This window comes from Streptomyces sp. HUAS ZL42 (genome assembly GCF_040782645.1).
Classification (GTDB): domain Bacteria; phylum Actinomycetota; class Actinomycetes; order Streptomycetales; family Streptomycetaceae; genus Streptomyces.
The window spans coordinates 7358727-7381542 of the sequence record NZ_CP160403.1 but is presented as its reverse complement, the minus strand read 5'-3'; the positions used below and the strand labels follow the sequence as shown (position 1 = coordinate 7381542).

24 protein-coding genes and 1 pseudogene are annotated in these 22816 nt (G+C 70.7%); 8 read left to right on the top strand and 17 right to left on the bottom strand.

Features of this window, described 5'->3' with window-relative positions; genetic code table 11:
• Positions 1–89 precede the first annotated feature (89 nt).
• Genes ABZO29_RS33580 through ABZO29_RS33570 form a run of 3 tightly spaced genes read right to left on the bottom strand, consistent with a single transcriptional unit; the run spans position 90 to position 2035 of the window.
• Complete coding sequence (locus ABZO29_RS33580; RefSeq protein ID WP_367323941.1) at positions 90–821, bottom strand: hypothetical protein; 732 nt, start codon at positions 819–821, stop codon at positions 90–92.
• Between the two features lie 41 nt (positions 822–862).
• Positions 863–1642 (bottom strand): nucleotidyltransferase domain-containing protein, encoded by a 780-nt coding sequence (locus ABZO29_RS33575; RefSeq protein WP_367323940.1) that lies wholly within the window; start codon positions 1640–1642, stop codon positions 863–865.
• Positions 1643–1651: 9 nt separating this feature from the next.
• Positions 1652–2035 (bottom strand): hypothetical protein, encoded by a 384-nt coding sequence (locus tag ABZO29_RS33570; protein WP_367323939.1) that lies wholly within the window; start codon positions 2033–2035, stop codon positions 1652–1654.
• Between the two features lie 197 nt (positions 2036–2232).
• Between ABZO29_RS33570 and ABZO29_RS33565 the strand changes: the two genes are divergently transcribed.
• Both ABZO29_RS33565 and ABZO29_RS33560 read left to right on the top strand, forming a co-directional pair.
• On the top strand, positions 2233–2652 hold the full coding sequence (locus ABZO29_RS33565; protein WP_367323938.1) for a RidA family protein: 420 nt from the start codon (positions 2233–2235) through the stop codon (positions 2650–2652).
• Complete coding sequence (locus ABZO29_RS33560) at positions 2649–3119, top strand: N-acetyltransferase family protein (RefSeq protein ID WP_367323937.1); 471 nt, start codon at positions 2649–2651, stop codon at positions 3117–3119. Before ABZO29_RS33565 ends, ABZO29_RS33560 begins: the two co-directional genes overlap by 4 nt.
• Positions 3120–3153: 34 nt before the next feature.
• On the opposite strand, the gene ABZO29_RS33555 is transcribed toward ABZO29_RS33560, so the two are convergent.
• Both ABZO29_RS33555 and ABZO29_RS33550 read right to left on the bottom strand, forming a co-directional pair.
• On the bottom strand, positions 3154–3879 hold the full coding sequence (locus tag ABZO29_RS33555) for an aspartate/glutamate racemase family protein (RefSeq protein WP_367326316.1): 726 nt from the start codon (positions 3877–3879) through the stop codon (positions 3154–3156).
• A 5-nt stretch (positions 3880–3884) separates the two neighbouring features.
• Positions 3885–5360, bottom strand: a complete 1476-nt coding sequence (locus tag ABZO29_RS33550) for an NCS1 family nucleobase:cation symporter-1 (protein ID WP_367323936.1) — start codon at positions 5358–5360, stop codon at positions 3885–3887.
• Between the two features lie 163 nt (positions 5361–5523).
• Here ABZO29_RS33550 and ABZO29_RS33545 point away from each other — a divergent pair, with 163 nt between their 5' ends.
• Both ABZO29_RS33545 and ABZO29_RS33540 read left to right on the top strand, forming a co-directional pair.
• Complete coding sequence (locus tag ABZO29_RS33545) at positions 5524–6198, top strand: GntR family transcriptional regulator (protein ID WP_367323935.1); 675 nt, start codon at positions 5524–5526, stop codon at positions 6196–6198.
• Positions 6199–6237: 39 nt separating this feature from the next.
• Complete coding sequence (locus tag ABZO29_RS33540) at positions 6238–7713, top strand: LamG domain-containing protein (protein WP_367323934.1); 1476 nt, start codon at positions 6238–6240, stop codon at positions 7711–7713.
• Positions 7714–7772: 59 nt separating this feature from the next.
• On the opposite strand, the pseudogene ABZO29_RS33535 reads toward ABZO29_RS33540, so the two are convergent.
• Positions 7773–8024 (bottom strand): annotated as a pseudogene (locus ABZO29_RS33535) (prolyl aminopeptidase); the annotation flags it as partial.
• Between the two features lie 126 nt (positions 8025–8150).
• Positions 8151–8837: a uracil-DNA glycosylase gene (locus tag ABZO29_RS33530; RefSeq protein WP_367323933.1), complete on the bottom strand. Its 687-nt coding sequence runs from the start codon at positions 8835–8837 to the stop codon at positions 8151–8153.
• A gap of 69 nt (positions 8838–8906) precedes the next feature.
• Between ABZO29_RS33530 and ABZO29_RS33525 the strand changes: the two genes are divergently transcribed.
• Positions 8907–9461, top strand: a complete 555-nt coding sequence (locus tag ABZO29_RS33525) for an RNA-binding S4 domain-containing protein (protein WP_367323932.1) — start codon at positions 8907–8909, stop codon at positions 9459–9461.
• An 8-nt stretch (positions 9462–9469) separates the two neighbouring features.
• On the opposite strand, the gene ABZO29_RS33520 is transcribed toward ABZO29_RS33525, so the two are convergent.
• The 3 genes from ABZO29_RS33520 to ABZO29_RS33510 form a co-directional block, all read right to left on the bottom strand.
• Complete coding sequence (locus ABZO29_RS33520) at positions 9470–9955, bottom strand: DoxX family protein (RefSeq protein WP_367323931.1); 486 nt, start codon at positions 9953–9955, stop codon at positions 9470–9472.
• A gap of 137 nt (positions 9956–10092) precedes the next feature.
• Entirely contained in the window at positions 10093–10776 is a 684-nt protein-coding gene (locus ABZO29_RS33515) for a class I SAM-dependent methyltransferase (RefSeq protein WP_367323930.1), read from the bottom strand.
• A 121-nt stretch (positions 10777–10897) separates the two neighbouring features.
• Positions 10898–11797 (bottom strand): acyltransferase domain-containing protein, encoded by a 900-nt coding sequence (locus ABZO29_RS33510; RefSeq protein ID WP_367323929.1) that lies wholly within the window; start codon positions 11795–11797, stop codon positions 10898–10900.
• 74 nt (positions 11798–11871) lie between these two features.
• Here ABZO29_RS33510 and ABZO29_RS33505 point away from each other — a divergent pair, with 74 nt between their 5' ends.
• Positions 11872–12138 (top strand): DUF6343 family protein, encoded by a 267-nt coding sequence (locus tag ABZO29_RS33505; protein WP_367323928.1) that lies wholly within the window; start codon positions 11872–11874, stop codon positions 12136–12138.
• A 7-nt stretch (positions 12139–12145) separates the two neighbouring features.
• Here ABZO29_RS33505 and ABZO29_RS33500 read toward each other — a convergent pair whose 3' ends face one another.
• The 4 genes from ABZO29_RS33500 to rpsA form a co-directional block, all read right to left on the bottom strand.
• Positions 12146–12526 carry a tetratricopeptide repeat protein gene (locus ABZO29_RS33500; protein WP_367323927.1) on the bottom strand — a complete coding sequence of 127 codons (381 nt, stop codon included), beginning with the start codon at positions 12524–12526 and terminating at the stop codon, positions 12146–12148.
• A 50-nt stretch (positions 12527–12576) separates the two neighbouring features.
• Positions 12577–13218: a dephospho-CoA kinase gene (coaE, locus tag ABZO29_RS33495; RefSeq protein ID WP_367323926.1), complete on the bottom strand. Its 642-nt coding sequence runs from the start codon at positions 13216–13218 to the stop codon at positions 12577–12579.
• A gap of 119 nt (positions 13219–13337) precedes the next feature.
• Complete coding sequence (locus ABZO29_RS33490) at positions 13338–14276, bottom strand: PAC2 family protein (RefSeq protein WP_367323925.1); 939 nt, start codon at positions 14274–14276, stop codon at positions 13338–13340.
• A gap of 263 nt (positions 14277–14539) precedes the next feature.
• Positions 14540–16030: a 30S ribosomal protein S1 gene (gene rpsA, locus ABZO29_RS33485; RefSeq protein ID WP_367323924.1), complete on the bottom strand. Its 1491-nt coding sequence runs from the start codon at positions 16028–16030 to the stop codon at positions 14540–14542.
• 362 nt (positions 16031–16392) lie between these two features.
• Between rpsA and ABZO29_RS33480 the strand changes: the two genes are divergently transcribed.
• Both ABZO29_RS33480 and hrpB read left to right on the top strand, forming a co-directional pair.
• Complete coding sequence (locus ABZO29_RS33480; RefSeq protein WP_367326315.1) at positions 16393–17232, top strand: class I SAM-dependent methyltransferase; 840 nt, start codon at positions 16393–16395, stop codon at positions 17230–17232.
• A gap of 16 nt (positions 17233–17248) precedes the next feature.
• Positions 17249–19774 (top strand): ATP-dependent helicase HrpB, encoded by a 2526-nt coding sequence (gene hrpB, locus ABZO29_RS33475; RefSeq protein WP_367323923.1) that lies wholly within the window; start codon positions 17249–17251, stop codon positions 19772–19774.
• On the opposite strand, the gene ABZO29_RS33470 is transcribed toward hrpB, so the two are convergent.
• From ABZO29_RS33470 to ABZO29_RS33460, 3 genes are all read right to left on the bottom strand, one after another.
• A complete protein-coding gene (locus ABZO29_RS33470) occupies positions 19764–20756 on the bottom strand; it encodes a DUF3068 domain-containing protein (protein ID WP_367323922.1) in 993 nt (330 codons plus the stop codon). The genes hrpB and ABZO29_RS33470 overlap by 11 nt on opposite strands.
• A 25-nt stretch (positions 20757–20781) precedes the next feature.
• Positions 20782–20916, bottom strand: coding sequence for an SPW_0924 family protein (locus ABZO29_RS33465; protein ID WP_367323921.1), 135 nt, complete (start codon positions 20914–20916; stop codon positions 20782–20784).
• Positions 20917–21057: 141 nt separating this feature from the next.
• Positions 21058–22755, bottom strand: coding sequence for a lytic murein transglycosylase (locus ABZO29_RS33460; RefSeq protein WP_367323920.1), 1698 nt, complete (start codon positions 22753–22755; stop codon positions 21058–21060).
• Between the last annotated feature and the right edge of the window lie 61 nt (positions 22756–22816).

The following is a 22816-nucleotide window of genomic DNA, read 5'->3' as shown; positions in this document are numbered from 1 at the left end:
CCACTGGAACCGCGCAGTCACGACAAGCTTCAGCTTCAGCTTGCGCTCCTCGCGCACCCCGGTCGCAAAGGACCGGGGAGTCTTCAAGGCTACCCGAACAGGTAGCCGAACACGGCGTCACCGACGCGCTGGTCGACGACGTCGACGCCGTTCGCCTCTTCGCGGGCGAATTTCACGGCCTGCTGCAACTTCTCGACCCGGTCGAGGAGTTCGTTGACGCGCCGCGCGGGCAGGGCACCGGAGAACTTCACGGTGGTCCAGTACCCGACGGGGATGTCCTCGTAGTACACCTCGACCTGGGCCGGGTGCTTGTCGGTCGCCTCCGCCTTCACATGGTTGCGGGGCACCTTCTTGGTGCGCAGCGTCCGCACCGGCTCGGTCTTCCACGCGTCGGTCGACGGGTCCTGCACCCAGGACTCGGAGGCGTCGAGGACGGGCAGCTTCCGTACGAAGGTGTTGAGGTCGACGAGCTGCTTCTCGAGGAAGAGCAGGTAGGACACCGGAACGTCGGCGACGAGCACCCGCCCGTCCACCTTCACATCGGCGCGGGCGGTGCAGTTGGCCCAGTCCTTCGTGGCGGTCACGTCGAACAGCCGGGTCAGGGTGGCCGCGGTCTCCCGCAGCACGTCCTCGGCCTTCACCTGCACCCGCGTCGACTCGGGCGGCAGCTGCTCGCCCTCCTCGTCCTTCGGCTGGTACGTCCGTGAGATGCCGGCCAGCAACGCGGGCTTCTGCAGCCCGTGATGAGCGGCCGTCAGGTCCTGGTGGGCCTTGGACTTGATGCCCTTCTCGACTGCGATGATCTGATTGAGTTTCGCCACGAGAAGGACGGTAGCAGCGGCAACTGCCTTGTTTCGAAGGATTATTCGGGGCAGGAATGCCCGGCGCGCGTCAAGAGCGCCTGCGCCCTTTCCACCCCGTTCTTCAATTCGCCGGAGCCAGTACTCCCCAACTCGGCGATGATGCCGTCGACGTCCCTCAGTCCGGCGCGTTCCAGCAACCGCTTCTCATTCGTCACCCACTCCCCGCGCCCGGCCAGCACGCCGTGCCCGGCCTGCACGGCCGCCGTGGCAATGGCCCCCACCACCTCTGTCAGCCGTCCCGCAGGAACATGGTTGGCCTGTGCGTAGGCAAGGGTTGCGTGGGCCGTCCCGCGCCAGCGCTCGGCGGCGGAGACGCGCAGCTTCTCCGGATAGGCGCCGGGCCGCGGGAGCTCACCCCGCAACACCTGATTGATCGCCAGCTCCGCGACGACGAGGTAACTGGGAATCCCCGCGAGATGGAACAGCAGCGGCTCCACCCGGAACCGCCCCTCCTCCGCCTCCGCCATCTCGTGCTCGACCACGTCGAGGTCGCGGTAGTGCACGTCGACGCGCCGGCCGTCGATCGTCAGCCAGGCACCGCCGTTGAAGACACCGCCGCCCCAGCCGCCGATCTCGGAGACCTCGCCCTCCCAGCCGAGGGCTCGCAGGTCAGCGAGGTCGAAAGGGCCGCGGTAGTAGACGGCCAGGTCCCAGTCGCTGCCGGGCCGGTGCGTGCCCTGCGCCCGGGAGCCGCCAAGGGCGACGGCCTGGACGGTGGGGAGGGCGGCGAGGCGGTCGGCGGCGGTGTCGAGGAAGACCGGGTCGGTGAGGGAGTTCACGGCTGTGGGTCACGCTTCCCAGAGGTCACGGTGTCGGTGACGGGTCGGTGGGTGGTCCAGTTCTTCGGCGGCAAGGAGGAGGGTGTCCGCGCGGGCGGCGCGCAGGTGTTTGCGGGCGGACGTACGGAAGGCCCGCAGCGCGGCCCTGGCCGTGGACTCGTACGGGCTGCTCAGCCGCTCGTTCAGTGCGCGGGGATAGGTGTACGCGGCGAAGCTCCGCACGACGAGGGTCGGTGTGGGACGGCGGCCGTCACGCTCGGCCTGGGTCAAGTCGTTCTCGGCGTACCGAAGTTCCGTCAGGACATGGCCGGTGCAGGGGCCCGCCGTGCCGAGCGGCCAGTAGGCGGGGTGGGTGCGGTGCCTGGTGGGGACATGGTGGGCGGTGCGTGACACAGCAGACCTCCTGGGCTCCCAGGCTGCGGCCTGCGGCCACGGGGGCAAGGGTGACGGCGGGTCGGTCGCCTGTCCAACGGTTTTCACGCTCGCCGTCGTCTCGGGTGGAGTCGCCCCGAAAATCGGATGCGGTCATGGCCGTCGCCCCGGAGGATCGGCAGGTCGTCCGAAGCCCCCGAGCCGCTTCGAGGAGCAGCATGATCCGGCGCGTCACCGTCCCCGGCCTCTTCCCGCCGCCCACCTACTCCCATGCCTCCGTCGTCGAGGCCGGCAGCAGGCTCGCCTTCCTCGCCGGTTCCGTGCCGATCGACGGGGGCGGGAAGCTGGTCGGGGAGGGAGATCCCGTGCGCCAGGCCGAGCAGGTGATCGCCAATCTCGAGGAGCAACTGCGAGCGGTCGGAAGCGACTTGGCCCACGTCGTGTCCACCGACGTGTACGTGGTGAGCAGTGAGACCTCGGTGCTGTCCGCCGTGTGGGACGTCGTCGAGGCATCCGGGCTCAGTTCCGGTCCGCACTCCTCGACCCTGATCGGGGTCGCCTGCCTGGGGTACACCGGGCAACTCGTGGAGATCACTGCCACCGCCGTCGTACCGGAGCCGGAAGAGGCACGTCCGTGAGTTCCGAGCCGTCGGTCGGTCTTCGCCGCGCCACCCCCGCCGACGCCGCCGCCACGGCAGACGTCTATCTCCGTTCCTTCGGCGCCGCGCTGCCCACGGTCGTCCGGCCGCGCTCGGACGACGAGGTGCGCGACTACATCCGGGACGTGGTGGTGCCGTCGCGCGAGACGTGGGTGGCCGAGGCCGCGCACGGGCACGGCGGCCGAATCGTGGGGCTCATGGTGCTCGACGGGGAGTTGTTGTCCCAGCTCTACCTGGACCCCGACTGGCGCGGGCGCGGCATCGGGGACCGGTTCGTCGCGCTCGCCAAGGAACGCAGTCCACAGGGGCTGGCCCTGTGGACGTTCCAGGTCAACAAGCCCGCCCACCGCTTCTACGAGCGGCACGGATTCGTCGCCGTGGAGTACACGGACGGGCTGGACAACGAGGAGAAGGAGCCCGACGTGCGGTATGTGTGGCGGCCGTGAGCCGGTCGCAGGGGCCGTTACCGCACCCTCGCACTCACTCCGACCGCGCCCGCCACACCCTCCGCTTCGGCAACGGCTTGGCATAACTTCCCACCCGGCTCGTGGTCAGTCCCAGCCCCACCAGCGACTCCGCGAGCTTCACGGCGGCTCCCACCCCGTCGACCACCGGAACCCCCAGCTTCTGCCCCACCGCCCGCTGCAGCCCCGTCATCCCGGCGCACCCCAGCACCAGCACCTCGGCACCGGCCTCCCGCGCCCGCTCGGCGGCCGCCAGGAATGCCGCCTCCGTGCGGGCCGGGTCCCCGTCGCCGAGGTCGAGGACGCTCAGGCCCGTGCCGACCACGGCGACGCAGTTGCGGCCGACCCCGGCCGTCTCCAGGCTGTCCTCGATCTGCCCGCAGGACCGCTCGAGGGTGGTGACGACGCCGTACCGTCGCCCGAGCAGACACGCCAGGTGTGCCGCGGCCTCGGTGATGTCGACGACCGGTACGTCCACCAGTTCCCGTACGCCCTCGCGTCCGTGCTCCCCGAAGCCGGCCATGACGACGGCGTCGTACGCGGGACCGTCGTACGTCCGCAGCAGGTCGATGACCGCCGCGGCGGACAGGTAGCTGTCGAGCCAGCCCTCCGCGGACTCGGGTCCCCATGCCGGGGTCAGTCCGGTCACGGTGGTGCCCGGGCCGGCCGCGGCCCGGGCACCTCGTACGATCTCCTCGGTCATCTCCTGCGTGGTGTTGCAGTTGGTGACGACGATCCGCACGCCGCTCATGCCTCCACGGGCTTCTCGGGAACAGCGGCTGCAGCCGTCCGCTCGCTGCGGCAGAGCGCCAGATACAGCCCCGCCGCCAGCGCCGTCCCGATGAACCACGAGTACGGTGCGACATCGCTGAACGTCTTCACCAGCGCGAGCACCGCCGCGACACCGGCCGACGGCAGGAACGCCCACAGCGCCTTGGGGTTGACGCCCTTGCGGTAGTAGTAGCGGGAGCCGGGGCGGGCGTCGAACAGTTCGTTCACGTCGACGCGGCCGCGCTTGACCCAGTAGTAATCGACCATGATCACGCCGAACAGCGGGCCCAGGAAGGCGCCGAGGCCGCCGAGGAAGTAGTTGACGACGGTGGGGTTGGAGAAGAGGTTCCAGGGGGTCACGACCAGCGCCGCAACCGTGCTGATCATGCCGCCGATCTTGAAGGTGATCTTCTGCGGCCAGACGTTGGCGAGGTCGTACGCCGGTGAGACGAAGTTGGCGACGATGTTGACGCCCATGGTGGCGACGGCGAAGGTGAACGCCGCCAGGACCAGCACCCAGGTGTTGCCGACCTTGGCGACCAGCTCCGCGGGGTCCGTGATCGCCTCGCCGAACACCTCCAGCGAGCCGGCCGTGACGATCACCGAAACGACCACGAAGGCCGTCGAGTTGATGGGCAGGCCCCAGAAGTTGCCGCGCCGGACGGTCTTGTAGTCGGGGGCGAAGCGGGAGAAGTCGCAGAAGTTGAGCATCAGCGTGCCGTACGTGGCGAGGATCAGCCCGATCGCGCCGAACCACTGCCGCCACTGCTCACCGACGGAGACCGGGTGCGGGGTCGAGGTGAGCGAGATGCCCCAGTCGGCCTTGGCCAGGATCCAGATCGCCAGCGCGATCATCACGAGCCAGATCGCCGGGCCGCAGAAGTCCTGGAACTTGCGCACCGACTCCATGCCCTGGCTGATGATCACCGCCTGGATCAGCCACAGCGACACGAACGACACCCAGCCCAGCGCGTCCAGGCCCAGGAAGGAGTGGTGCGTCCAGGACTCCAGGCCGGGCCAGGCAGCCAGCAGCATCACGTTGACGGCGACGGACGCCAGGTAGGTCTGGATGCCGTACCACATGATGGCGATCACGGCCCGGATCAGCGCCGGGATGTTCGCGCCCCAGACGCCGAAGCTGATGCGGCTGACGACGGGGAACGGGACGCCGTGGCGCTGGCCGATCCTTCCCATCCAGTTCATGCCGATGTAGATGAGCACGAAGCCGACGAGCAGGGAGGTGAACACCTGCCACACGTTCATACCGAGGACGAGCAGTCCTGCGGCGAACGTGTAGTTGCCCAGGTTGTGGACGTCGGACATCCACATGGCGAAGAGGTCGAAGACCTTCCAGTTGCGCTTCTCGGCGGGCGCGAGGTCTTCGTTGGTGAGCCGGGGGTCGGGGACGAACGCTGGGGCGCCGGTGGCTTCGGCGCGGTCGGCGATGGACACGGGGCCTCCATGGACAGGGGGACGAGGAGGACTGCTTTCCGGTCGCTTGGCAACTCGTTTGGTATACCAAACTGCCGACATGGTCCTCCCGTCAACCGTTCCGACCGATGTCGTTGCTGTTAACGCTCCGTAAAACACTCCCGGAGTCGGCGAAGATGGCCTCATGAGTTCCCCCACGAAGATCGAACCCCTGGGCGCGGTGCGCGAGCGCGTTCTGGCGACTCTGCGGCAGGACATCATCGCGGGCCGCCTGCAGCCCGGCGACCGGCTCGTGGAACGCGAGCTGGCCGAGCGGTTCGGGGTCTCGCGAGTGCCGGTCCGGGAGGCGATCCGGGCTCTGGTCGCCGAGGGCTTCGTGCTCTTCGAGTCGGCACGCCGTACGGTCGTACGACGGCTGACCCCCACCGACGTCAAGGAACTCTTCGAACTGCGCGAGGCGTTGGAGGTGTACGCGGCCGGGCTCGCCGCGTCACGGGCGACGCCTCAGGCCCTCGCGGAGCTGCGGGAGCTGCTGGAGAGCGCGGCGAGTGCCACCCAGGCCGGGGACGCCGAGGCGATCACCGACGTCAACACCCGCTTCCACGACCGCATCCTCGCCCTGGCCGGCAACAGCCTGCTGATCTCCGTCATGGAGCCCGTCGACGGCCGCCTGCGCTGGCTCACCCGGCAGAACGAGGAGTGGCCCCAGCTCCTCACGGAACACCAGGAGTTGTACGACGCGATCGCCTCCGGCGACCCCGACCGCGCCCGCGCCCACGCGCTGAGCCACGTACAGGCCAACTACCGGTCCACGGTCCGGCATCTGTTCGGTACCCGTTCTGATCATCCTTCTGCCTAGACTCTGCCGACCCTTCAACATCAACGGGACGGGGAGAACATGGTCAGCAGACGCGGGTTGTTGAGCGGTGCCGCACTCGTGGGAATGGGCGCGATGACGGGCGTGGTGGGCGGCGCCGGTGCCGCCGTGGCCGACGCACCGCTGAACACTCCGTTCACGCCGGTCGCCACGCCGCATCTGGCGGAGGCCGAGCGCATGGTCCAGTACCAGCGGCTGCTGGCGGCCGGCTATCTGCCGGGCGGCCTGGTGGGGCACTGGCCGCTGGACGGCTCCGCCGCCGACCGCTCGGGCCGGGAACGGCCCGTCACCCTCGGCTCGGGCGCGTCCTGGACGACGCTGCGGGCCGGCGGCGAGCTGAGCTTCGACGGGACTTCCGGTGCGTACGCCGCGACGGGCTCCGTCCTCGACACCACCGCCCCGTTCACGGTCTCGGCGTGGGTGCGCCTGTCCAACGACGCCACGAGCCCGGCCGACCTGGCCAACATGTACACCGCGGTCAGCCAGGACGGCGGCACCACCAGCCGCTTCCTGCTGCAGTACGACAACACCGTCGGCACCTGGGCCTTCAAGGTGCGCAGCGAGGACCAGAGCGTCAAGATCTCGGCCGTCGCCACCAGCACCGCCACGCTCGGAGTCTGGACGCACCTGACCGGAGTGTGGGACGGCACGCGCATCCACCTCTATGTGAACGGGAAGTTGGAAGGCAGCGCCGACGCGGCCCTGTCGTGGGCCGCGACGCAGGGCTTCAACATGGGCCGGGCGCGATACGACAGTGCGCCCGTCAACCGGTTCAAGGGCGCGATCGACGACGTACGAGCCTACGGCCGCGCCCTGACCGCGGCCGAGATCGCCGTGGTCGGCGGTAAGACGGCCCGCGAGAACAACGTCTATTACATCGGCTCGTCGACGGTCACCTGGGGCACGCCCGACGACCTGACCAGCTGGATCGCCCACGCCCGCTGCTCGTCCTTCATCACCTGGGTGCTGAGGCACACCTACGGATGGGCGACGGACGACTACTTCACGCAGTACTTCCAGGACCGGATCCCGGAGGCCGCCGACTACCGCAAGGCGTTCACCGACGGCACGGGTGGCCCCCGCTTCCAGCGGATACGCAAGGTCGCCGACCTGCGGCCGGGCGACCTGATAGCGGTCGACTACAACGGCACCGACCCCGACAACACCGGGCACATCGTGATGGTCCGCGAGGTCAAGGGCGTCTACACCGGCTCGCTGAACTTCAGCGGCGAGACCCAGTACGCCGTCGAGGTCGTCGACTGCACCTCCGATCCGCACGGCGTGTACGGGCTGTCCACGTACGCTCCGTACCCCGACACCCGGATGGTCAGTGACGTCGACGCCGACAACCTCGAGGGCGTGGGCATCGGTCACATGATGTTCTACGCGGCGGACGCCACCGGCGAGTTCTCCCGGTACCGGTGGAGCGTCAACACCGGTTCGGCGAAGACGTACACCGTCGCGCAGCGGCCGATCGCGGCGGCCCGCCTCGTCTGAACCACCGTCAGCGCCGGGCGTATCTGTCCGTGGCCGCCACCACCGCGTCCACCACGCCCGGCGCCCCCGCGTTGTGCATCGGGGTCCTCGTAGCGCTCCACCGAGCGCGGCGGCGCGGGAAGCATCGCGGTCTCCCAATCGGTCCAGGCCCGCGCGGCGCGCTCCCGCACCTGCGGGTCGGGCCACTCGATCAGCCGGTTGTACGCGGCCGCGAGATTGCCGTCGCGGTCACCGACGGGCAGTTCGGCGACGAACCGCTCGAACGCCTCCGGGAAGATCTTTCCGAGCCCCCTGGTCAGCAGGCCGACCTCGGGACCGGACCGTGCACCCTCACCCGGGCCCGCCGTGTTCGAGCATGCCCTGGTCGTACGGTTCGATCTCCGGATACGGGCCCATCGGGGCAGCCTGGAGTCCGTACGCCGAGGCGGTCGCGCCCTTTACGGCAGCCCCGCGGCCTCCGCCGCCGTACGCAGGACGTCCCTCAGCATCGCGGGTGTGAGCCGGCCGGTGAAGGTGTTGCGCTGGCTGACGTGGAAGCAGCCGAAGAGGTCGAGCCCGTCGAGGGTCACGCGCGCGCCGTGCGCGAAGGCGGGCCGCGGGCGGGGCACGGTCCAGCCCGCCTCGGCGAACGCGGGCAACGCGGCCTGCCAGCCGAAGGCGCCGAGCACGACCACGGCCCGCAGCGTCGGCCGCAGCAGCCTCAGCTCCTGGACCAGCCACGGCCGACAGGTGTCCCGCTCCTCGGGAGTGGGCCTGTTGGCGGGCGGCGCGCAGTGGACGGGCGCGGTGACGCGCACGCCGTACAGCTCGAGACCGTCGTCGGCCGCGACAGAGGTGGGCCGGGACGCCAGCCCCACGTCGTACAGCGCCTGGTACAGCACGTCCCCCGAGCGGTCGCCGGTGAACATGCGGCCGGTGCGATTCCCGCCGTGCGCGGCCGGGGCGAGTCCCACGATCAGCAGGCGGGCGTCCCCCGGCCCGAAGCCCGGGACCGGCCTGCCCCAGTACGTCCAGTCGGCGAAGGCGGCACGCCTGGTGCGGGCCACTTCCTCCCGCCATGCGACCAGGCGGGGGCACGCGCCGCATCCGGTGATGCGTGTGTCCAGATCGCCCAGGCTGTCCATGCCTCCACGGTAGAGCCGCCCGAGGGAAACCCTTCGGGCTCACGGAGAGCGGGGAGCTAAGGTCGAACCATGGCTTCTGAAGGTGCGGACCACGGCAAGACCGCCGGGCACGGTGAGACCGACACGACGGGCGGTACCGCCACGCGTACCGAGCCCGACAGCACCGACCCCAAGATCGCTGCCGCGGTCGCCGCCGCGGAGGCGGCCGGGCCCGGCGACGGCGGGACCGTACGCATCGACAGCTGGATCTGGTCCGTACGCCTGGTCAAGACCCGCTCACAGGGCGCCACCGCCTGCCGCGGCGGCCACGTACGTGTCAACGGAGAGCGCGTGAAGCCCGCGTACTCCTTGCGCGTCGGCGACGAGGTGCGCCTGCGGCAGGAGGGCCGGGAACGGATCGTCGTCGTCAAGCGCCTCATCCGCAAACGGGTCGGCGCCCCCGTGGCCGTCCAGTGCTACGTCGACAACAGCCCGCCGCCCCCGCCCCGCGAGGCCGTCACCCCCGCGGGCATCCGCGACCGCGGCGCGGGCCGCCCGACCAAGCGGGACCGCCGCGAGCTGGAACGCCTGCGCGGCCTCGGCGGCCTGAGCGGGCGACCGGGGCCGGCGGGCGGGGAACGCTGAGCGGTCGGTCACGCCCGTCGTCGCACCAGCCGCAGCAGCTCGGCGTTGTGCCCGCGCCGCGCCCAGGCGATCAGAGCGAGCGGCACGATCAGGATGAGCGGTGTCGCCGCGTTCTCTCCGTCGAACACCGTGAGCTGGACGACGAACGCACCCACCATCAGCCCGCTCAGCGCGACCGCCGCCACGGACGGCAGCACCGGGATCAACAGAGCTACAGCGCCGGCCAGTTCGAGCGCGCCGATGGTGTACATGCCCGCGCCGCCCCAGCCGAGCTGGTCGAAGGCGTCGGCGGCCGTCGGGTGCGCGATCAGCTTGGGCAGCGCGCTCGCAATCCCGTAGAAGAGAGCGAGCACGACCTGCAGAACACGCAGGGCGACACGGGCGCGGCGCCCGCGAGCGGTCCTGGACTCGGCGACCACGGTGCCGGACGCGGTGGCGGACGAGACGGAGGTCGCGGAGGCGACGGAGGCGACCGAAGCGGTGGTCTCGGACATGGGGGTCTCCTGTGTGAAGGGTTCCGTGTTGCTGTCACAGAGGTAGACCGGGGTCCTGCACGAAACTCATCGCCGTCCGCAGGGAATTCACCGCGTCCTCGCTCCCCTCCCGCTCCCGTCCTCTCCCCTCCCGCTCTCTACGCCGTCATCGGCACCGCCCTCACCCAGATCCGGTCCTCCGTCAGATACTCGTCCACCCTCAGTCCCTCCTCCGCCAGCGCCTCCTCGAACTGTTCCTTGGTCAGTGGCCGTGCACGGAAGGTCTGGGTCCACGTCGCGTCCGGGAACTCGTACTCCGCGTGCACCGAGTTGACGCCGTCTCCGACCGGTTCGGACGACGCGATCCTTATGGTGAAGCCGGTGGCGTCGACGCGTTCGCGCGGCACGTCGGTGTGGTAGTCCTCGCCCTCCCGCTGGATCAGCACGCAGCCGCCGTCCGCGAGATGCCGTGCGCAGGTCTTCAGCAGGCGCCGCCGCACCTCGACGTCCGCGGTGTGCACCAGGAACGACGCGAGCAGCACCACGTCGAACCTCTCGTCCAGGTCGAGGTCCTCGATCGGGCTGCATATGGTGCGGGCCCCGCGGACGCGCTCCATCATGTCGGCGGACTCGTCCACCGCCGTGACCGTGAAGCCGCGCTCCAGCAGCGGGTGGGTCATGCGCCCCACCCCACTGCCCAGCTCCAGGATGCGCACGCCCGCCGGCACGGCCGCCGCGATGATGTCCGGCTCCGGCCCGAGCGGCAGCCGCGAATAGAGCTCGACCGCGCATCCGTCCGGGGTGATCGCCCCCGGTCCCGTCCCCTGATGTCCTGCTCGCATCTTCAGCTCCATGCCCGTCCAACGGCCCGCCTCCGCACGGCCGTTCCCACCTCGCCCAGGTTCACCCGTTCGAGTGGAGCCGGGCTGCGGGGCCGCATCGGGCCAGGTCACGGACCGCAGGTCACAGCCGGAGCCAGCCGTGCCCGACGTACCAGTGACCGCCGTCCCGCAGGTGGTCCACGACGGCTCGCTCCAGCGCACTGCGGCGCGGCAGCTTCTCGAGCGGCACGTCCTCGGTGCCGAAGACGTAGCGGATCGGCGCCTCGTCCTCGGGCTCCGCAGGCAGGTGACCGACGCGGAAGCGCTCCTGGAAACGGACGATGTTGGAGTGAGCCGGCAGGTACTGCTTCAGCTGGGGGTCGAGCAGCCACGAGCCGCAGGTCGCCACCGTGTAGGGCTCCTCGGGGTAGTGCCGGGCGAAGAACTCCCGCGCCAGCGCCAGCGAGCGGTCGCAGGCCTCGGGCGTCAGCGGTCCGAGGAAGTCCGGGACGTGCACGCCCAGACCCGGGTCACCGGGCCCGAGCGGAAGCCCCTGCGCCGCGATGGAGTCACTGAGCCAGGTGCCGATCCGGCCGCGCTGGAACTGCAGTCGCCCCAGTTGGTACAACTCGCCGCGGAAGTGCAGCGTCAGCCACCGCGGACGCGGTATGCCGCCCGTGCCGTACCGCTTGCGGTGCACGGCGATGTTGCGGCCCACGTCGGCCAGGGTGCGTCGGCTGACCTCCGGCGGAACGCCCCGTTCGCGATGGTGGGCGAGCACGGCGGGCAGCGCCGCGATCAGGAGGTACAGGGGGAAGAAGCGCTGCAGCGGGCCGGACGGCCAGTCCGGCTCGGGCAGGTCCGCCCCGCCGCGGATCTCGCCCATGTCCCGCACGAGCTCCTCGACGGAGCCCTCCAGGAACCGCAGCAGCTCCGGGTCGTCGGTCACCCTTCGGCCCATCCGCAGGAGTTCGTTGATGTCCTCGTGCGGTACCCCCAGGTCGAGGAGCACCTCGGCCAGCTGATCGGCATCCGGAAGCACGCGGTGAACCCCCTCGCAGGGCCTGGAGAACGTCCCTACCGAAGAGTACGTTGCAAGAAGGAGTGGTGATCCCCATGCGTACGGGCAATGAGCCGAGGACAGCGCGCAGTGCGCTGCGGCTGCGTCTGTGGCTGAGCGTGTGGGGGGTGCTCTGGGCGATCTTCGGGACGGCCGCGTTCGCGCTGGCCGGACGGCCGGGCTGGGCGGCCGCGTGCGGGCTGTTGTGGCTCGTGATCACGGCCGACCTGGCCATGATCCTCAAGCACATCCGGCAGGGCCCGCACTACCAGCCGGGCCGCGACATCCCTCCCTACCGGCCGCCGGACCACCGCCTGCGTTAGACGGGCTTCACGAGTCGAAGCGCGCCGCCTTCAGATACTGCGGGTTCGGGTCCAGCGCGGCCGCCAGCCGGAAGTGGCGCTTGGCCTGGTCGGCGCGCCCCTGGCGCTCGTAGGTGCGGGCAAGCGCGAAGTGCGCGAACGCGTTGTCCGGCTCGCGCTCCAGGACGATGCTGAACTCCAGTTCGGCGGGCCGTAGTTGCGCGGCGGCGAAGAAGGCACGCGCGCGCAGCAGCCGCGCGGCGGTGTTCTCGGGGTGCGCGGCAATCACTCCGTCGAGCAGCTTCACCGCGCCCCGCGGGTCCCGTGCGGCGAGCAGCTGCTCGGCCGCGCGGAAGTCGATGACATGCGTCTCCGGAGTACGTCCGGTCGAACCGCTGGTATCGGGCACGGAAAATTCCTTCCCTCGCTGGGAGGATTCAACGCCCGGGCAGAGGGCCGCTATTCCTGGGTGGGTTCCTGGGGCTGCTGGGGCGCGTCCCGGGAGGCGTGGGCCCTGCGGAACAGATCCGCCCATACGTCCTTCACACGGCGCACCAGTTCCGGCAGCGGTACGTCGTTGTCGATGACGATGTCCGCGATCTCCAGGCGCTTCTCGCGTGTCGCCTGGGCGGCCATACGCGCGCGTGCGTCCGCCTCGGTCATGCCCCGCAGCCGTACGAGCCGGTCGAGCTGGGTCTCGGGACTCGCGTCGACGACGACCACGACGTCGTACAGCGGTGCGAGGCCGTTCTCCGCGAGGAGCGGCACGTCGTGCACGACGACGGCGTCCTCGGAGGCGGTGGTCTCCAGCTCGCGGGAGCGGGCGCCGACCAGCGGGTGCACGATCGAGTTCAGCACGGCGAGCTTCTCGGGGTCGCTGAACACGATCGAGCCCAGCCTGGGCCGGTCCAGGCTGCCGTCGGACGCGAGCACCTCCTCGCCGAACGCCTCGACGACCGCCGCGAGACCGGGGGTCCCCGGCGCGACGACCTCGCGCGCGATGCGGTCCGCGTCGATCAGAACGGCACCGCACTCGACGAGCAGCCGCGACACCTCGCTCTTGCCGGCGCCGATCCCGCCGGTCAGGCCCACCTTCAGCATGAGCGGAAGCTTAGGGCCTGTCCGGCGGATCCTGCCGCGGAGGCTGGGCCTGGCACGCCCTCCTCCGCCTTGCAGCGGGACGCCCGGTGACAAGGTGCCGACACAGACCCCGGCAGAGTTCAGTTGTCGCCCTCCCGCTCCGCCAGGAACCGCTCGAACTCGCGCCCGATCTCGTCCGCCGACGGGATGTCCGCGGGCTCGGCGAGCATGTTGCCGCGGGTCTCTGCGCCCGCGGCGGCGTCGTACTGGTGCTCCAGGCCCTGGACGAGGGCCGTGAGCTCCTCGTCGCCCTCCTGGATCTGCCGGTCGATCTCCGTCTGCGTGCGGTGCGCGTCCGTGCGCAGCGAGTGGGCGATGCCGGGCAGGACCAGGCCGGTCGCGGCCGTGATCGCCTCCAGGACGGTCAGCGCCGCGTCCGGGTACGCAGAGCGCGCGATGTAGTGCGGCACATGCGCGGCGACGCCCAGGACCTCGTGGCCGGCCTCCATGAGGCGGTACTCGACGAGCGCCTCGGCGCTGCCGGGCACCTGCGCCTCGTCGAAGGGGCTGCGGTGGCCCGGGACCAGGTCCGTGCGGTTGCCGTGCGGGGTGAGGCCCACCGGGCGGGTGTGCGGGACGCCCATGGGGATGCCGTGGAAGTTCACCGACAGACGGACGCCGAGCCGTTCCACGATCTGCTTCACGGCCGCGGCGAAGCGCTCCCACTCCACGTCCGGCTCGGGGCCGGACAGCAGCAGGAAGGGGGCGCCGGTGGTGTCCTGGACGACACGCACCTCGATGGCCGGCTCCTCGTACTCCGTCCAGCGGTCGCGCTTGAAGGTCAGCAGCGGACGGCGGGCGCGGTAGTCCACGAGCCGGTCGTGGTCGAAGCGGGCGACGACCTGGTGGGGCAGCGAGTCGAGGAGCCGGTCGACGATCTGGTCGCCGGTCTCACCCGCGTCGATGTATCCGTCGAAGTGGTAGAGCATGACAAGTCCGGCCGACTCCTGGGCGAGCGCCATGTCGACGACGGCCAGGCCCTTCGGCTCCCATGCGTACAAACCCTGCGGATCAAGCACTTGGACCGCTCCTCCTCGTGTTCGTACTGCACAACGCGATCAGAGGCGCAGGCATTCCCGCCCACGCCTCTGATCAGGCACCTTCTTACTGCGTTTTCATCAGGTCGGTTACGGCCCGTCAGTTGCCGGTGCATTCCCCGCACGTTGCCGCAAGGCCGAGGACAACTCCCCGACGTGCGTGAGCGCGCAGCACTGAGGGCCCGCACCTCGAAAGGTGCGGGCCCCCAATCAAGAGCCACTCAAGAGCTACTGCTCAGTGAGCGTCAGCTCTGGCCACCCGCGAGCTTCTCGCGCAGCGCGGCCAGCGCCTCGTCCGAGGCCAGTGCACCGGAGTTGTCCGGGCCCTCGGAGGAGTACGAACCACCGGTCGCGGCCGGAGCGGCGGCCTCGCCACCCTCGGCGGCGGCGGCAGCGTCGGCCTCGCGGGACTTGATGACCTGCGCCTGGTGCTGCTCGAAGCGCTGCTGCGCCTCGGCGTACTGGTGCTCCCAGGCCTCACGCTGGGTCTCGTAGCCCTCGAGCCAGTCGTTGGTCTCGGGGTCGAAGCCCTCGGGGTAGATGTAGTTGCCCTGGTCGTCGTAGGACGCGGCCATGCCGTACAGGGTCGGGTCGAACTCGACCGACGCCGGGTCGGCACCGAAGGACTCGTTGGCCTGCTTCAGGGACAGCGAGATCCGGCGACGCTCGAGGTCGATGTCGATGACCTTGACGAAGATCTCGTCGTTGACCTGGACGACCTGCTCCGGGATCTCCACGTGGCGCTCGGCCAGCTCGGAGATGTGGACCAGACCCTCGATGCCCTCGTCGACGCGGACGAACGCACCGAACGGAACCAGCTTCGTGACCTTGCCGGGCACGACCTGGCCGATCTGGTGGGTGCGGGCGAACTGCTGCCACGGGTCTTCCTGGGTCGCCTTCAGCGACAGGGAGACGCGCTCGCGGTCCATGTCGACGTCGAGGACCTCGACCGTGACCTCCTGGCCGACCTCGACGACCTCGGAGGGGTGGTCGATGTGCTTCCAGGACAGCTCGGAGACGTGGACCAGACCGTCGACGCCACCCAGGTCCACGAACGCACCGAAGTTGACGATCGAGGAGACGACACCGGAGCGGACCTGACCCTTCTGGAGGGTCGTGAGGAACGTCTGGCGGACCTCGGACTGGGTCTGCTCGAGCCAGGCGCGGCGGGACAGGACCACGTTGTTGCGGTTCTTGTCCAGCTCGATGATCTTCGCCTCGAGCTCCTTGCCCACGTAGGGCTGGAGGTCGCGGACGCGGCGCATCTCGACGAGGGAGGCCGGCAGGAAGCCACGCAGGCCGATGTCGAGGATGAGACCACCCTTGACGACCTCGATGACGGTACCGGTGACGATGCCGTCCTCTTCCTTGATCTTCTCGATGGTGCCCCAGGCACGCTCGTACTGGGCGCGCTTCTTCGAGAGGATCAGGCGGCCTTCCTTGTCCTCCTTCTGGAGGACCAGGGCCTCGATCTCGTCGCCGACGGCGACGACCTCGTTGGGGTCGACGTCGTGCTTGATCGAGAGCTCGCGGCTCGGGATGACACCTTCGGTCTTGTAACCGATGTCGAGCAGGACCTCGTCCCGGTCGACCTTCACGATGACGCCGTCGACGATGTCGCCGTCGTTGAAGTACTTGATCGTCTCGTCGATCGCTGCGAGGAAGGCTTCCTCGTTACCGATGTCGTTGACCGCTACCTGCGGGGTGGTGGCGGTGGTCTCGGTGCTGCTCGTCATGTGGGAAAGGGCTCCGGTACGGACATTGAGTCGTAGGCACTGCTTACGCCGGGAGCCCGTTTCGCTCTGCAGAAGCCGGACAGCCAAGGAAGCGCCACACAAAACGACGGTGGCGCCTCGAAAACCGAGGGGACATACAACAGATGCGAGCGCAGCCTGCTACGTCTGAGGTGCGCAGGCCCGCAGCGCAACTTGTAGCATACGGGGGCAGCCGGACAGGGTCAATGCGCGAAGGCGCACACCCGGGGCGGATCGCCGCATACCCGGCACAAGAACCGTCACATGAGGCCAAGCAGGCCTGAACAGACCTCTTCCGTGACACGCCCGAGACGGTTGCACGGAAGAGTACGACGAGGGAGCCGATCATCCAAGAGTCCGAATCCTTCGAGTCCCCGTTCGAGGATTCCGCGTTCGAACCGGAGGCCACGCGACGTGAGGCCGGTGTCGCGGAGAGCGCCCGCGCCAACCGCGGTTGGTGGGACCGCAACGCGGACGAGTACCAGATCGAGCACGGCACCTTCCTGGGCGACGACCGCTTCGTGTGGGGACCGGAGGGCCTGGACGAGGTGGAGGCCGAGCTGCTCGGCCCGCCGGAGGAGCTGAAGGGCAAGGACGTCCTGGAGATCGGCGCCGGCGCGGCCCAGTGTTCGCGCTGGCTGGCCGGCCAGGGCGCCCGTCCCGTCGCCCTGGACCTCTCCCACCGGCAGCTCCAGCACGCGCTGCGCATCGGCGGCGGCTTCCCGCTCGTCCAGGCGGACGCGGGCGCACTGCCGTTCGCCGACGGCTCCTTCGACCTGGCCTGCTCGGCGTACGGGGCGCTGCCGTTCGTTGCGGACCCCGTGCTGGTGCTGCGGGAGGTGCGCCGGGTGCTGCGGCCGGGCGGCCGCTTCGTCTTCTCGGTGACGCACCCGATCCGCTGGGCGTTCCCCGACGAGCCCGGTCCCGAGGGGCTGAGCCTCTCGGCCTCGTACTTCGACCGCACTCCGTACGTCGAGCAGGACGAGGAGGGCCGCGCGGTCTACGTCGAGCACCACAGGACGCTGGGCGACCGCGTCCGGGACGTCGTGGCGGCGGGCTTCAGGCTGGTGGACCTGGTGGAGCCGGAGTGGCCCGCCTGGAACACGGCGGAGTGGGGCGGCTGGTCGCCGCTGCGGGGGAACCTGATCCCGGGGACGGCGATCTTCGTGTGCGAGCGGGACTGAACGCGGGACCGTACGCGTGATCCGTTACGACGCCCTGGACGCGCTGCCCGTACGTGGCGCCCTGCCCGCCCTGCACGACGCTCTGGAGGAACACGGCACCGCCGTCCTCGTGGCGCCGCCCGGCACCGGCAAGACGACGCTGGTGCCGTTGGCGCTGGCGGGGCTGCTGGGCGAGGGCCCGCCCCGGCGTGTCGTCGTGGCCGAGCCGCGGCGGATCGCGGCGCGGGCGGCGGCCCGGCGAATGGCGTGGCTGCTCGGCGAGAAGGTCGGCGACAGCGTCGGGTACACGGTCCGCGGGGAGCGGGTGGTCGGGCGCCGTGCGCGCGTGGAGGTCGTCACGACCGGTGTGCTGCTGCAGCGGCTGCAGCGGGACCAGGAGTTGGCGGGCGTCGACGTGGTGCTGCTCGACGAGTGCCATGAGCGGCATCTGGACGCGGACACAGTTGCGGCGTTTCTGTGGGACGCACGGGAGACGCTGCGCCCGGAGCTGCGACTGGTGGCCGCGTCGGCGACGACCGACGCGCAGGGGTGGGCGCGGCTGCTGGGCGGGGCGCCGGTGGTCGAGGCGCGGGGGGCCGCGTACGGGGTCGAGGTGATCTGGGCTCCCCCGGCTCGTCCTGTTCGACCGCCGCACGGCATGTGGGTGGACCCGGCGCTTGTCGCACATGTGGCGTCCGTGGTGCGGCGGGCGTTGGGCGAGCGGTCGGGGGACGTGTTGTGCTTCCTGCCGGGCGTCGGCGAGATCGCGCGCGTCGCCGGGCAGCTGGGGGATCTGGGCGACGTCGACGTCCTTCAGGTGCACGGGCGGGCTCCTGCGGCGGTGCAGGACGCGGTGCTGGCGCCCGGGCAGCGGCGGCGGGTGGTCCTGGCGACCGCCGTGGCCGAGTCCTCGCTGACGGTGCCGGGCGTGCGGGTGGTCGTCGACTCGGGGCTGGCGCGGGAGCCGCGGGTGGACCACGCGCGCGGGCTGAGCGCGCTGACGACGGTACGGGCGTCGCAGGCGGCGTTGGGACAGCGGACGGGGCGGGCCGGACGTGAGGCGCCGGGTGCGGCGTACCGCTGCTGGGCGCAGGCCGAGGAGGCGCGTCTGCCTCGGTTCCCGTCCCCGGAGATCAAGGTGGCCGACCTGACGGCGTTCGCCCTGCAGGCGGCGTGCTGGGGCGATCCGGACGCGACCGGGCTGGCCCTGCTGGATCCGCCGCCGGGCGGGGCGATGGCGGCGGCGAGAAGTGTGTTGTCGGCGATCGGGGCGGTGGACTCCGGCGGACGCGCGACGGAGCGGGGTGTTCGGCTGGCGCGGCTGGGGGTGCATCCGCGGCTGGGGCGGGCGTTGCTCGACGCCGGCGCGCTTGTCGGGGCCGATGCGGCGGCCGAGATCGTGGCGCTGCTCAGTGAGGAGGCTCCACGGGAGTACGGGGACGACCTCGCAGACGCACTGCGGACCGCCCGGCGTGGAGGCGACGCCTATGCGGGGCGGTGGCGGGCGGAGGTACGGCGGCTGCGGGCGGCGGTCGCCACGGAGCTTTCCCACCCGCCCAACCGTGACTCGGGTGGGTGGGCGAGCGCCGGGGAGGACGGTGTCGTCGGGCTCGTGGTCGCGCTCGCCTTTCCCGAGCGGGTGGCCAGGAGGGAGGGCGATTCCTGTCTCATGGTCTCCGGCACCCGCGCCGATCTCGGCCAGGGCACCGGATTGCGCGGCGCGCCGTGGATCGCCGTTGCCGTGGCCGACCGGCCGCTCGGCAGGGGGCACGCGCGTGTGCGGCTCGGTGCCGTCATCGACGAGGACATCGCCAGGCAGACCGCCGGGGCACTGCGGGAGGAGCGGGACGAGGTCCACTGGGGCGAAGGGGACGTCGTCGCGCGGCGCGTCGAGCGGTTGGGTGCCGTCGAGCTCGCGGTGCGTCCGGTCAAGGACGCCGACCCCGTCCTCGTACGCAACGCGCTGCTCGAAGGGCTGCGAAGGGAGGGGCTGCGGCTGCTGCGGTGGTCGCCCGAGGCCTGCGTACTGCGGCAGCGGCTGGCGTTTCTGCGTCTGCGCCTCGGGGAGCCGTGGCCCGACGTCTCCGACGACGCGCTGCACGCGCGCGTGGACGACTGGTTGGAGCCGGAGTTGGGGCGGGCACGGCGGCGTGCCGATCTTGGCCGGATCGATGCCGGGGCCGCACTCGGACGGCTGCTGCCCTGGGGCTCCGGGGAGGCCGCGCGGCTCGATGAACTCGCCCCCGAGCGGATCACCGTGCCCAGTGGGTCCAGGGTGCGGATCGACTACGGCGATCCCGGGCAGCCCGTCCTCGCCGTGAAGCTGCAGGAGATGTTCGGGCTCGACCGGACCCCGTCCGTCGCCGGAGTGCCGCTGCTGGTGCATCTCCTCTCCCCCGCCGGGCGGCCCGCCGCCGTCACCGCCGACCTCGCCTCCTTCTGGAAGGACGGCTACAAGGGCGTACGGGCGGAGCTGCGTGGCCGGTATCCGAAGCATCCGTGGCCCGAGGATCCCGCCGCGGCCGAGCCGACGCGGCACACCAACGCGCGGCTCAGGCGGTGACCGGTTCGGCTTCCGTGGATCGAGTGGGCGCCGGGTCGGCCGGGCGCCGGCCGCGCGCCTCGAGGTACAGCGAAAGGGCCAGCAGCAGGGAGCCGAGGACCAGGAAGCCCCACGGCAGGTACGACGTCATCAGCAGGACGAGGGTGCGGTTCGACTTGACCAGGGCCACCGTGTGCTCGATGTAGTCCTCGCGCATCTTCACGTGGCCGGCGAACGCCGTGACCTTCTCGCGGCCGCCGAGCAGGGTGCCACCGCGCAGTTCCTCCTGGTGGATCTCCTCGCCGTACACGGGGGCGCCGGTGAGCGGTTCGACCCAGAACCTGCGGACGGTGGTGTACCAGCGGGTGGTGCCGGTCTTGGCGACCGACTCCCGGGTGATGCCCTGGACGGGCATGGTCCTGGGGAACGGCACCTTGGTCCAGGGGATGGTCTGCTCGAAGTAGTAGACCTCGACGCCGCGGAAGTTCCGGGTGCCCTTGTAGTGGATGGGGGCCGTCACGCGGGCCTGGGCGTCGAAGTACTCGTAGTCCCTCTTCTCCGTGAGGAACGGCCACTTGAACTCGATGCCCTCCCGTTTCACCGGGTCGCCGTCGACCATCTCGCCGGTGGCGTGGACGGGTTCCTGGCTGTGGGCGTCGAAGATGTAACGCTCGGGGATTCTGGAGACCATCTTGCCGTCGGGGCCCTGGACGTAGGACAGCCCGTCCCACACGACCACGTCTCGGCCCGCCGTCCTCTCGATCTTCTCGGAGGCCTCCACATTGCCCTTGAGGGTCTGCACGATGGTGACCTTGGGGACCTTGCGGGCGGTCATCGTGCCGTAGTCGAGGAGGGTGGCGTTCTTCGCCTCGAGGACCATGTCCTGGTACTGGTTCGCCGGGATCTTGGCCAGGCGCGGGAAGGCGTACCAGCGCAGCATCGGGGACAGCGTCGCGAAGAACACGGCGAGGGCGAGCAGGATCAGGCTGGTCTTGCGGCGCATCTCGGCCTCCGTCCCGGACGGGTGGTTACGGGTGTGCGGGCACCGTCGTCAGCAGCGGTTTCGGTGACGTCTTGCCGGTCGGTGAGCCCAGGGCCGTGAGGGTGAACACCAGGGCGAGCGCGACGGCGAGACCGGTGGCGGCGGCGATCAGGGCACGCATGCGGGCCTCCCGGCGGACAGCCGCAGGAACTGATAGGTCGTCAGCTCGGCACGGTAGCAACGGGCGGGCGAGATGAGAACACGTTGCACACGACGACGGCGCCCCCTCTTCCGGGAGGGGGCGCCGTCATGGTGTGGCGGGTTATGCGGTGGGGCTCTCCGACGGGCTCGGCGACGACGACTCGGCCGCCGCGACGGTCAGCTCGACCGTCAGCGTCGCCCCGCCCGTGGTGGTGATGCGGAGCAGGAACGTGCCGGTGGTGTCGTCCGCGTACAGCTTCGACAGCGTGAGCAGGCCGTTCGCGTCGGTCTGCAGGTCCGTCAGAGTGCGGACGGGGTTGCCGTTCGCGTCCTTGAAGTAGGGGCCCTTGTCGTTCACGGTCGCGTCGTCCGCCGACTTGACGAGCGTGGCCGTGGCCGCGACCTTGTCCGCGACGGCGCCCTTGTAGGTGGCCTTCACCTGGACCTGGTCGGCGAACTCGCCGCCCGGGGTGCAGGTCAGCGCGGTGTCGCTGGTGCGGGCGAGGGTGTCGGCGGCGCGGTCGGTGACGGTGGCGGTGTAGTCGAGGCCGGGGATCGTACGGCCGACGACCACGGCGCGGACCGTGAACGTGCCGGTCTTCTCGCCCGCCTGGAGCGCGGGGGCGACGGCGACGCCGGAGCTGTTGGTGACCATCGTCGCGATGGTCTCGCCACCGGCGAAGGTGGCGTCGGTGTCGCCGAGGATGGTGAAGCGGACCCTGACCTTGCTGACGGCTTTGCCGGCCTCGGTCTCGGCGCGGGTGCTGATCTTCTCGGTGAACGCGTCGCCCGCCATGGCGGTGAGCGTCGCCGTGCCCGCGTCCTCGAGGTGGTCCACCGTGTCGGTGGGCGTCGGGGCGGGGGTGCCGGGCGTGCTCGGGCCGGGGTTGCTCGGCGTGGACGGGCTCGGGCTGGGGCTCGGCGAGGACGTCGGCGGCTTCGTGGGCGACGGCGTGGGCGAGGGGGAGGCCCCGCCGCCGGTGTTGTCGTCGCTGCGGTTCGACGGGAGGCTGCCGGTGCCGTCCGGGATCTCGTGGGTGCCCTTGCGGTAGTACTCCAGCCACGACAGGACCGTGTTCAGGTAGTCCTGCGAGTTGTTGTAGCTGAGGATCGCGCGGTTCAGGTCGGCCTGGGTGGACAGGTCCCAGCCGTAGCGGCACAGGTAGTGGCCGGCGGCGAGCGCGGCGTCGTAGATGTTGTTGGGGTCCTTCTTGCCGTCGCCGTTGCCGTCGCGGCCGGCCCATGCCCAGGTGGAGGGGATGAACTGCATGGGGCCCACGGCACGGTCGTAGGTGGCGTCGCCGTCGTAGGCACCGTTGTCGGTGTCGCTGATGTTCGCGAAGCCGTTGCCGTTGAGGACGGGACCGAGGATCGGCGAGAGGGTGGTGCCGTTCGCGTCCACGCGGCCGCCGCGGGCCTGGCCCGACTCCACCTTGCCGATGGCGGCGAGGAGTTCCCAGGGCAGGTTGCAGCCGGGCTTGGAAGTGCCCAGTTCGGCCGCGGCCTTCTTGTAGGCGTCGAGGACGGTCGCGGGGATGCCCGCCTCGGACTCGCCGGTGCCGGTCGGGGTGGTGCTCGCGCTCGGCGCGGGGTTCGGGCTGTTCAGCGGCGGCAGGTCCGTGTAGTACGGCGAGTTGCCGGTGGCGCTGTCGTCGGTGTTCGCGTCCGGGGAGGACTGCGCGTCGGCGGCGGTCGATCTGCCCTGGTCGTCGGTCGTGACCCCCGGAGCCTGGGACGCGGACAGAGCCGCGACCGCCGCTGCGGCCACGGCGGTGGTGACCGCCCCCTTGCGCAGCCTCCTGCCGAAATGCGCCGACATAGAGTGAACCCCTCCCGTGGACGCCCGAGCGCCCGTCTCTGTCTGCTGTGCCCGCCCTGTT

Bases quoted from the DNA above. Each gene is read 5' to 3' on its own strand.
- ABZO29_RS33565 (WP_367323938.1), top strand. From the start codon at position 2,233: ATGATCCGGCGCGTCACCGTCCCCGGCCTCTTCCCGCCGCCCACCTAC.
- coaE (WP_367323926.1), bottom strand. From the start codon at position 13,218: ATGCTGAAGGTGGGCCTGACCGGCGGGATCGGCGCCGGCAAGAGCGAG.
- ABZO29_RS33545 (WP_367323935.1), top strand. From the start codon at position 5,524: ATGAGTTCCCCCACGAAGATCGAACCCCTGGGCGCGGTGCGCGAGCGC.
- ABZO29_RS33540 (WP_367323934.1), top strand. From the start codon at position 6,238: ATGGTCAGCAGACGCGGGTTGTTGAGCGGTGCCGCACTCGTGGGAATG.
- rpsA (WP_367323924.1), bottom strand. From the start codon at position 16,030: ATGACGAGCAGCACCGAGACCACCGCCACCACCCCGCAGGTAGCGGTC.
- ABZO29_RS33465 (WP_367323921.1), bottom strand. From the start codon at position 20,916: ATGCGTGCCCTGATCGCCGCCGCCACCGGTCTCGCCGTCGCGCTCGCC.
- ABZO29_RS33470 (WP_367323922.1), bottom strand. From the start codon at position 20,756: ATGCGCCGCAAGACCAGCCTGATCCTGCTCGCCCTCGCCGTGTTCTTC.
- ABZO29_RS33515 (WP_367323930.1), bottom strand. From the start codon at position 10,776: ATGCGAGCAGGACATCAGGGGACGGGACCGGGGGCGATCACCCCGGAC.
- ABZO29_RS33520 (WP_367323931.1), bottom strand. From the start codon at position 9,955: ATGTCCGAGACCACCGCTTCGGTCGCCTCCGTCGCCTCCGCGACCTCC.
- ABZO29_RS33460 (WP_367323920.1), bottom strand. From the start codon at position 22,755: ATGTCGGCGCATTTCGGCAGGAGGCTGCGCAAGGGGGCGGTCACCACC.
- ABZO29_RS33530 (WP_367323933.1), bottom strand. From the start codon at position 8,837: ATGGACAGCCTGGGCGATCTGGACACACGCATCACCGGATGCGGCGCG.
- ABZO29_RS33505 (WP_367323928.1), top strand. From the start codon at position 11,872: ATGCGTACGGGCAATGAGCCGAGGACAGCGCGCAGTGCGCTGCGGCTG.
- ABZO29_RS33525 (WP_367323932.1), top strand. From the start codon at position 8,907: ATGGCTTCTGAAGGTGCGGACCACGGCAAGACCGCCGGGCACGGTGAG.